Source organism: Microcoleus sp. LEGE 07076, from assembly GCF_015207455.1.
GTDB lineage: Bacteria > Cyanobacteriota > Cyanobacteriia > Cyanobacteriales > Microcoleaceae > Microcoleus.
The window spans coordinates 24,791-33,004 of the sequence record NZ_JADEWV010000057.1 but is presented as its reverse complement, the minus strand read 5'-3'; the positions used below and the strand labels follow the sequence as shown (position 1 = coordinate 33,004).

The following is an 8,214-nucleotide window of genomic DNA, read 5'->3' as shown; positions in this document are numbered from 1 at the left end:
CTAATAACTTCTTCAACTTAAAAGCTTTGCCAAAACATTTCGCGTCATCTGCTGAGCCCCGGTATTCAAAACCGAATCCCGCAACTGCGGCGCGTTGAAATCGTCCAATCCCCAAACCCACTGCATTGAACCTGTCGCGAATACTTTCGCCCCCGAATCTGCTGTATAAATCGTCATGTCAGCATAGCGAGTGCCGCCGCCGTGAGGGTACGGAGAATGGGCGACGCGAACTGTATTTTTCGGGGCATTGCCAAACATTCGATCGACTTCGTAACCCAACAGTCCCGGCAACTTGTCGCCCTGTTTTAAATCAGTTTTTTCTAGCAGCCAATCTGGGGCAATGTCATCAATTACAATATCAGAATTAACCTGAAATGTTTCGTACATAACTTTGATTAAAGCATCTTCGGGACGACCGACAGCGCGGTCTCGCCAGCGGGCTGTCACCAAGGAATAGAGTGGTGGCAATTGATTGGAAGTAGCTATTAGGCCGCGTCCCGGTTTGCCAATTCCAGAATTTAATTCTCCAGCCGCTGCTATTTCTAAAGGTAAATTAACTCCGCCAACTTCTGCTCTAAATCCGTTGAGCGGGTCTAAATCCGCCATTTCTTTATAAGCAACAACAGTGCGGTTAATTTCTCCAGTAATTCTGCTCGGTTCTAAGCGAATTTGCCAGTAGCAAATATTGGAACCAAAAAAACCGATACTTACCCCTTTGTTTCTAGCATCTTCTATATTTAACCGCATATTTTTTGACCAATATTCGTCGTGACCTACGGACAAAAATGCTTTGTGAGATAATAGCAATCTGGAATTAAAATGCGTGTCGATGTTGGTGGCATAGGTAACGTCGTAGCCTTCTTTTTCCAACCACCTCACCATATTATATTCCCAACCAGCACTCGAAGTTCTCCTTTTTGGCTGAAAATTGGTCAGAAATTCCCCCGCACCTACGCCGTAAGCTGCTTTGCGGTTGGGACTCATTCCGTAGGGGCGGTTAAAAGAAACTTTATAAGCTTGTTTGCTGCGGCTGTTCCAGCGGTAAAGCGATTTGTAGCCCCAATTGTTGTAGGCTTGAAATGTGGTAACGCTGGATTGAAATAAAATGTCGGATTTGCGATCGTCATCCCGCACTGCAAAGATAATATAACTTTGCTTGGACGTTCGGCTGGCAGTTAGTTTGGCTAAATAAATGCCGCTTGTCCAGCCATTCTGGCGATCGCCAATTCGCAAAATATACGGGTATTTCCAATCGCATTCTATCAGTCCAGATGCTTCATCTTCTCTCGGCGGAGGCTGTCTGATTCCCTTGCACGCAATTGGCTCACTCATCCGGCGGCCGCCGAGTCCGTCATACCATCCGGTGCGGAAGATTTCTATAGTATAATTAGGTTCTTTAGTGTTGACAAATAATTTAATTTCACCACCGAGATTGACGCTAGTCACAGAGGCGTAACCTTCGATTTCTCGCTTCGTAGCAGGATTTTCTAACTCCCAGTCTGCGGTGCCGGGTTTTTGATTTTCTCGGGCTGTGGGATTGAGGGCGATCCTCTTCGCTAGCTTTCCTTCGGATTGCTTCGGTAACGCTAACGCAGTTTTTTCATAATTTGAATAATCTTGAGAATGTGCTGCGCTGTTATAAAAAGAGAGGGCAGCTAAGCCGAGTGAGAAAGCTTTCAGAAACTCTCGGCGACGCAATTTCCATAATAGTTTAACTGTCACGGGTTTAAGTCAATGAATTTTAGGCGATCGATTTTACGGTTGGGTTTAGGTGTAGCGGGCGCACAAATAATTCACATTAACCCAGAAGACATCATACCTCAGATAGATTGTATCTGAGAACAGCTTGTCAGTCGATTTGAGATTAAAGAATTGAAGAATCAGAAATTTACTTGCAGCATTGAATCTGGAAGATGGCAGGGTATGCGTTTTTGCGCGTGTCAAGGGCGATCCGATCGGGGGATGTCTCTTCGTATTTCTTCACATAGCATGATTTCGGTCTATGATATATGCCTTATGCCGTTTTTGTGTTTAAAGCCCGTTATCGCGTACCGCTGATGAGTCAATCCACGAATCCACCGCTATCCCAACCAATTTCTCGAAGAACCGCCCTCAAATTCCTCGGAGTCGGTGCCGCCGGCGGGCTGCTGGGCTACTCTCGATTTTCCAAGCCAGAACCCGCCGTTTTTGTGCAAGATTCTCTTGACTTGCCGCGAATGCTGAACAACCGCAAAACCGTTGCAGTTGTAGGTGCAGGCTTAGCAGGGCTCGCTTGTGCTTACGAACTTTCCCAGCGAGGCTTCGCCGTGACGCTACTAGAAAAATCGCCCCAACTCGGAGGCAAAATAGCTAGTTGGCCGATACAAGTGGGGAACGAAACTTTTATGATGGAACACGGTTTCCACGGTTTTTTTCCCCAATACTACAACCTCAAAAGTGTTGTTGAAGAACTAGAAATTACCGATAACTTTGTATCTTTAGAATCCTACGCTGTCGTCTTTCGAGACGGCAAATACCAACCAGAAGTTTTCCGTCCCAACCACTCAGCTTTCCCCTGGAATATAGTTGACCTGACGATATCTTCTCCCAATCGGCTCAAGTGGGGAATAAACTTGACCAAACCCGCTCACTGGCAAGTGTTTCGAGAAATTGGCGGCTTTCAAATGCAAAAAAGTTTCGATCGCCTCGACAATATATCAGTTGCTGACTGGGTAAAAGGAGAATTCCCGCGCGGACTTTACGACTTATATTTTTTGCCTTTTGCCAAGTCCAGTCTCAACGCTCCCGACGAATTGAGCGTCGGAGAATTAATGCAGTTTTTCCACTTTTATTTTTTCGGAAATCCCGAAGGTTTGGCCTTCAACGGCACGCGGCAAGATATGGGGACAAGTTTGGTGCAGCCGATTGCCAGAGCCATTGAAAGCAAAGGTGGTCAAGTATTAACAGATGTCGCAGTTAGTAATATTCAGTGGGAAAATGGCAAAATTGATTCTCTGAGTTATCAGTCAGGAGACGTGCAAAGTAAAGTTCCTTTTTGGGTGAAACGAAACGCGCTATTAACTGACAGCAATTCTACGGAATATTTCGGCGCTGGGGACAATGTATTTGCCGCTGCACCCGGAGGAAAAGAAGCAATATCTCTGAGCTGCACTCACCAAGGCTGCACTGTTATGAAACAAAACGACGGTCAATTTCACTGTCCTTGTCACGGAGCAGTTTTTGATGCTGAGGGGAGAGTTGTGAGCGGGCCTGCTCAGCGGGATTTACCGAGATTTAAGCTAGTCGATGAAAAAGCAGGTGAGGTACAGTTGGCAGCAGCGGTTAATAAATCACAGCCGCAGAAATTCGCACAAACATTGCAGGCTGATTACTATGTTTTTGCGGCCGATGTTCCGGGAATGCAGCATTTGTTTAGTTTAGCTAGCGGTGAGGTAAATCCGCAGGTGCAGAGCCGAATCGAGGGCTTGAAAATAGCCGATCCGTTTGCGGTTGGCCGTTTTTGGTTCGATCGCGAATTCCCCTGGGAACACAGCAACTTCAGTTCGCTTTCCGGCTACAAACTAACTGACAGCATCACGCTTTACCACAAAATTCAAGCTCAATTCATCGAGTGGAATCAGAAAACTGGCGGTAGCGTAGTGGAACTGCACGCTTACTGTTACAAGGAGAAGGAATTTCCCAACCAGGAAGTTTTGCTTGCTACTTTCGAGGAAGAATTGTATGAAATTGTACCGGAATTAAAAGCGGCGACTCTGCTGCACCGGGAAATGGTAAATCAAAAGAATTTTTCCGGTTATCCGCCCGGTAGTTATGCCGAACGCCCGGAGACTAGCTGCGCTGTACCCAATCTTTTGTTTGCCGGAGATTGGGTAAAAATGCCGTTTCCTTGCGGTTTAATGGAAAGGGCAGTGAGCAGCGGTTTGTTGGCTGCTAATGCTATCTTATACGAGGAAGGTTTGCAGAGGCGATCGCTCTTGACGGTGAATCCCGAAGGCGTACTGAAAATCTAAGGTTTGCAGCGGGGCGGATTTTATGTTATGCCCGCTAAAAATGGTTTGTAGTGAGAACTTTAGTCCTGAGATTTTTATGGCTAAAGTTTTCACTACAAACACTTTGATTAGAGGATTAAAAGCGATCGCCTTGCTGAGGAGAGTTAGTAATATTAGTAGCAATTCAGATGAGTTACGGTTTGTGGGTGTGGTTTCGCTGAACCCAAAAGGCAGAGCTTGGGAAGAAAAAATCATCGGCATTTATCTGGGTGCATCTGCGGTTAAAATATTGAATGAGTATAAAGCAATAATAGATGCTGAAGAGTAACTGGAAAATTCGTCGCAATAAATCTGTAATGTTTGATGCTTTTGCAACTGAATACGATTTTGCTGCTACCTTGCAAAATCAAAAAAGCGATTTTTTTATTAAAAATCTATCGTCCTCCAAAGGTACAGCATTAGATATTGGCTGCGGTTCCGGAATTTTGGCTTTTGAATTAGCTAAGTATTACGATCGGGTAGTGGCGGTAGATTTTTCAGCAAAAATGCTGGATATCGCCCGTCAGAAACGCTCATCCCCCAAGATCGAATACATCCAAATGGATGCCAGTCATTTAGCGGTCGATCGCCAATTTGATTTAATAGTTAGTGACTCCACTTTTCACCACCTCAAACATCTCCCTAGCACACTCCAATCACTAAAAAAAATATTAAACCCGCACGGCAAAGTCGTTTTTTTAGATAATGTCTCGGAAGTCGAAACACCTGCTACAATCAAGTACGTAGTAGGTGCAGCCAGAGATTTTATGCCCGACAGTTCCAAATACGGATTTCGCAATGCCTCAAGATTATTAAAATTTAGATTGTCGCCAAGCTGGTTGAAGCATTTAGCCAGCGATCGGTATTTGTCAGAAGGGAGATTTAAAAAAATTTACGGTCGCTACTTTCCCGGCTGTTATTTTGTAAGATTGGGTTCTTTGATGGGCGTAATTTGGGAAAATCTGTAATGGAAAACAACGGGGTAAAATCAGTATCTGGAAGCAAACAAAAAACTCACCTCCGCGAATTGAGCATTAATTGCGATCGGTGGTATGCAATCGCCCGCAGTACAGAGGTGCAAACTGCGCCAGTAGCTGCGAAAATCTGGAATCGGGCGATCGTGCTTTTCCGCGACAGTGCAGGAAAAATCAACGCTTTAGAAGACAGGTGCCCGCACCGACAAGTCAAACTCAGCCACGGTAAAATCAAAGGCGATTTAATCGAATGCGCTTACCACGGATGGCGGTTAAATACAAGCGGAGAATGCGCCGAAGTCGATTATTTAGCAGAAAATCAAAAGCTACCTAACTGCAAAATTCGCTCCTATCCAATCAAAGAGCAAAACGGTTTTATCTGGCTGTTTCCCGGCGATGCAACCCAAGCCCTAAAAATAGATTTATTAGACTTACCAGAGTGGGAACATCTCAATTATATTGCCACAGTTTCAGTCATCGACTGTCAGGCCCACTATTCATTTTTAATTGAAAACTTGATGGATATGTACCACGGACACTTGCACGAAGACTTGCAAGCTTGGGCAAATCCAGTATTAGATACTTTAACAGAAGACGAGCATCAAGTAACCGTCCGCTATCAGGCACAAAGTTATTACAAAATAGATAAAATTTGGTCAATTTCTCAGTTATTTTTCAAATCTCTGCGGAAGCTGCACCCGGAACCGCTAGAGGTGAGTTACGTTTACCCGCACTGGGTTTCAACATTGGGAAGCGACTTTAAGATTTACTGCTTGGTTTGTCCGGTAAGCGAGACAGCAACTCGCGCTTATTTAATTCATTTTACCTCATTAAATGCGTTTTGGCGGCTGCACAAATTGCCTGTTTGGTTTCGCAAGTTTATCAAAGATAGTTGTTTCGGTGCAGCTCAAAAGTTATTAGATGGTTTGGTGCGGCAGGATGTGTTGATGATTGAAGAAGAACAGCAGGCTTTTTTGCACAATTCGGAAAGGAAGAGTTACGAACTAAATCGGGCTTTAGCCAGTGTGGAAAGGTTGATCAGAAGTCAGGCGGAAAATGGGTGATTGAGCCGCAGATTGACATCTGTGGCGGGACTAATCAAACCAGCCTGCACAGGCTAATATATAGATTTAACCAAAATCATGGAAGTACAACCGAGGGAAATTCGGCGTTATATTATAAGTGATGGCAGAGTTCCTTTTGCCGAGTGGATTGATTCCCTGCGCGATCGCAATACCAGAGCTAAAATTAATAATAGGCTAAAACGAGTAAGTCTTGGCAATCTGGGAGATTATCGTTCAGTAGGAGGAGGGGTTTTTGAGCTGAGAATTGACTGGGGCCCAGGCTACCGCGTCTATTTCGGACAAATCGGATTAACAATTGTGCTTCTCCTCTGCGGGGGCGATAAAAGCACTCAATATCAAGATATTCTCAAGGCTAAGGAGTATTGGGCAGAATATGAAGAACGTGACAGCGCCAACCAGTGATAGCTGGCTAAATGCACTAATTGAATCGCTAAAAAACCCCGCCGAAGCTGCGGCTTACCTCAGTGTGGCTTTAGAAGTAGAATCACCTGATTCTCAACTGCTGCGGGCGGAATTTCAAGACGTAATTGATGCGCGGTTGCGGGGGAATAATCTCTCGAAGGAAGCTCAAATGCATCACCAGAAACTAGATAAAATTATTTCCGAAAGTGGCGCTTCTGAAATTTACACTTTGATCGCGTTATTGGATGCGCTAGGATTTAAGCTAAGGGTTATTTTAAAAGAAGATGAATTGGAGATCGGGGAATGAAACCGATCGCCAATCTGCGTTAATCTGAGTTAATCTCCCGCTATCTGCCGTCAAAAAAATATAAATCCCGCAGTACAAACCTTACTTTTTAGCGCGCTGCTGTTGGTAAACGCTGAGAACTTTATCCGCATAAGTAGCAGTTGCGCCACTTTTGCAAGCTGCGGACTCCCCAGTCATCCACCAGCAAGCGGCGCGGCGTACAGCGGCGGTTTCATTGTTGCTGCTAGCTTTGTATTCGTCGCGCAGCAAATCGCGCACGATACAGGTAACAATTGATTTGGCTTTTGTCGCGTCGGCTTCAAATTGTTGCGGTGTTAAATCTTGTTTGGTACAGAATTTTGCCCAGCGGGAAATATTGCCCGGTAAAACTTGCCACTGACTGTACATTCCGTCATTTGCGGTTTGTGGCGGCGCGGCTTGTCGCAGCGCTTCTACGAGGGCGGAAACTTGCGCGTCGGTGACTGCGGCTGCTGCTGGAAGTGTTTGCAATCCGAGACTAATTATCAGGCTGCTGAGTAGTAGATTGGTTTTTGCGATCGATTTAAAGTTCATTGACAATCCCCTGTTTGATTTAAACTTTGTTTCCTCAAACAAGGTTTACTATTTTGTCGGTAGAATGCCTCTGTCTTAAGTATGATTTGCCCACTTAATGCACTGTCGATCGCCCTATTATACAAATTGTTGAGCAAATAGGATAAAATCATGGAAGTAAAACCCAGGGAAATTCGCAACTACCTGAGAGCAGATGGGACAAATCCTTTTGAAGATTGGTATAACTCGCTCCGGGATACCACAGGCAAAAATAGGATTCGGTTAAGGCTTAAGCGAGTCATGACTGGTAATCTAGGAGATTGTAAGTCTGTCGGAGAAGGAGTTTTTGAACTCAAAATTGACTTTGGCCCTGGATATCGGCTTTACTTTGGACAAGTCGGGCTAACAATTGTACTTCTGCTAATAGGTGGAGATAAGAGCACTCAAGAGCGAGATATTGGCAAAGCTATTCAATATTGGAGAGACTATGAAAGACGTGAAAGCACCAACGAGTAGGAGTTACCAAGAATTTCTGATCGAATCTCTGAGAAATGCCCAAGAAGCAGCAGGTTATATCGAGGTGACATTGACAGAAGCCAGCGATGAACCTAAATTGCTCCAAATGGTACTCAAAGACGTTGTAGATTCTCGGCTAAAGTTCAACAATTTATCACAGTCAGCTCAACTTCAATGGGAAAAACTCGACAAGATGTTGACCGAAAGTGCAGGTTCGGAAATTTACAGTTTGGTAGAATTGCTCGAAGCGTTAGGATTTAAACTAGAAATTACTGTCGCAGATATTGAGTTGTCGGCTGACTCGGAATCAACGGAGATTGGGGAATCAGAATTATCGCCCGAACCAGCTAATGCAAGTTAAGAAGTAAATC

At 44.7% G+C, this 8,214-nt stretch carries 10 protein-coding genes; 8 read left to right on the top strand and 2 right to left on the bottom strand.

What is annotated here, in order from left to right; translation table 11 throughout:
* Window positions 1-12 precede the first annotated feature (12 nt).
* On the bottom strand, window positions 13-1,722 hold the full coding sequence (locus IQ270_RS30970) for a N,N-dimethylformamidase beta subunit family domain-containing protein (RefSeq protein WP_339384132.1): 1,710 nt from the start codon (window positions 1,720-1,722) through the stop codon (window positions 13-15).
* 335 nt (window positions 1,723-2,057) lie between these two features.
* Here IQ270_RS30970 and IQ270_RS12025 point away from each other — a divergent pair, with 335 nt between their 5' ends.
* From IQ270_RS12025 to IQ270_RS12000, 6 genes are all read left to right on the top strand, one after another.
* The gene (locus tag IQ270_RS12025) at window positions 2,058-4,010 is read left to right on the top strand and encodes an FAD-dependent oxidoreductase (protein ID WP_193973449.1); all 1,953 of its coding nucleotides are present in this window, start codon (window positions 2,058-2,060) and stop codon (window positions 4,008-4,010) included.
* A gap of 76 nt (window positions 4,011-4,086) precedes the next feature.
* Entirely contained in the window at window positions 4,087-4,317 is a 231-nt protein-coding gene (locus IQ270_RS12020) for a hypothetical protein (protein WP_193973447.1), read from the top strand.
* A complete protein-coding gene (locus IQ270_RS12015; RefSeq protein WP_193973446.1) occupies window positions 4,304-4,996 on the top strand; it encodes a bifunctional 2-polyprenyl-6-hydroxyphenol methylase/3-demethylubiquinol 3-O-methyltransferase UbiG in 693 nt (230 codons plus the stop codon). Before IQ270_RS12020 ends, IQ270_RS12015 begins: the two co-directional genes overlap by 14 nt.
* On the top strand, window positions 4,996-6,066 hold the full coding sequence (locus IQ270_RS12010) for an aromatic ring-hydroxylating dioxygenase subunit alpha (RefSeq protein WP_193973445.1): 1,071 nt from the start codon (window positions 4,996-4,998) through the stop codon (window positions 6,064-6,066). The genes IQ270_RS12015 and IQ270_RS12010 overlap by 1 nt, the downstream gene beginning before the upstream one ends.
* A 78-nt stretch (window positions 6,067-6,144) precedes the next feature.
* Window positions 6,145-6,489 (top strand): type II toxin-antitoxin system RelE/ParE family toxin, encoded by a 345-nt coding sequence (locus IQ270_RS12005; RefSeq protein ID WP_193973444.1) that lies wholly within the window; start codon window positions 6,145-6,147, stop codon window positions 6,487-6,489.
* Window positions 6,461-6,796, top strand: coding sequence for a DNA-binding protein (locus IQ270_RS12000; protein ID WP_193973443.1), 336 nt, complete (start codon window positions 6,461-6,463; stop codon window positions 6,794-6,796). Before IQ270_RS12005 ends, IQ270_RS12000 begins: the two co-directional genes overlap by 29 nt.
* 81 nt (window positions 6,797-6,877) lie before the next feature.
* On the opposite strand, the gene IQ270_RS11995 is transcribed toward IQ270_RS12000, so the two are convergent.
* Window positions 6,878-7,348, bottom strand: a complete 471-nt coding sequence (locus IQ270_RS11995) for a hypothetical protein (protein WP_193973442.1) — start codon at window positions 7,346-7,348, stop codon at window positions 6,878-6,880.
* 150 nt (window positions 7,349-7,498) lie between these two features.
* Here IQ270_RS11995 and IQ270_RS11990 point away from each other — a divergent pair, with 150 nt between their 5' ends.
* Entirely contained in the window at window positions 7,499-7,843 is a 345-nt protein-coding gene (locus IQ270_RS11990; protein ID WP_193973441.1) for a type II toxin-antitoxin system RelE/ParE family toxin, read from the top strand.
* On the top strand, window positions 7,815-8,204 hold the full coding sequence (locus IQ270_RS11985) for a DNA-binding protein (protein WP_193973440.1): 390 nt from the start codon (window positions 7,815-7,817) through the stop codon (window positions 8,202-8,204). Before IQ270_RS11990 ends, IQ270_RS11985 begins: the two co-directional genes overlap by 29 nt.
* Window positions 8,205-8,214 lie beyond the last annotated feature (10 nt).

Excerpts from the sequence above, each read along its gene's own strand:
- IQ270_RS12025 (WP_193973449.1), top strand. The coding sequence starts at position 2,058 with ATGAGTCAATCCACGAATCCACCGCTATCCCAACCAATTTCTCGAAGA.
- IQ270_RS12020 (WP_193973447.1), top strand. The coding sequence starts at position 4,087 with ATGGCTAAAGTTTTCACTACAAACACTTTGATTAGAGGATTAAAAGCG.
- IQ270_RS12015 (WP_193973446.1), top strand. The coding sequence starts at position 4,304 with ATGCTGAAGAGTAACTGGAAAATTCGTCGCAATAAATCTGTAATGTTT.
- IQ270_RS12010 (WP_193973445.1), top strand. The coding sequence starts at position 4,996 with ATGGAAAACAACGGGGTAAAATCAGTATCTGGAAGCAAACAAAAAACT.
- IQ270_RS12005 (WP_193973444.1), top strand. The coding sequence starts at position 6,145 with ATGGAAGTACAACCGAGGGAAATTCGGCGTTATATTATAAGTGATGGC.
- IQ270_RS12000 (WP_193973443.1), top strand. The coding sequence starts at position 6,461 with ATGAAGAACGTGACAGCGCCAACCAGTGATAGCTGGCTAAATGCACTA.
- IQ270_RS11995 (WP_193973442.1), bottom strand. The coding sequence starts at position 7,348 with ATGAACTTTAAATCGATCGCAAAAACCAATCTACTACTCAGCAGCCTG.
- IQ270_RS11990 (WP_193973441.1), top strand. The coding sequence starts at position 7,499 with ATGGAAGTAAAACCCAGGGAAATTCGCAACTACCTGAGAGCAGATGGG.
- IQ270_RS11985 (WP_193973440.1), top strand. The coding sequence starts at position 7,815 with ATGAAAGACGTGAAAGCACCAACGAGTAGGAGTTACCAAGAATTTCTG.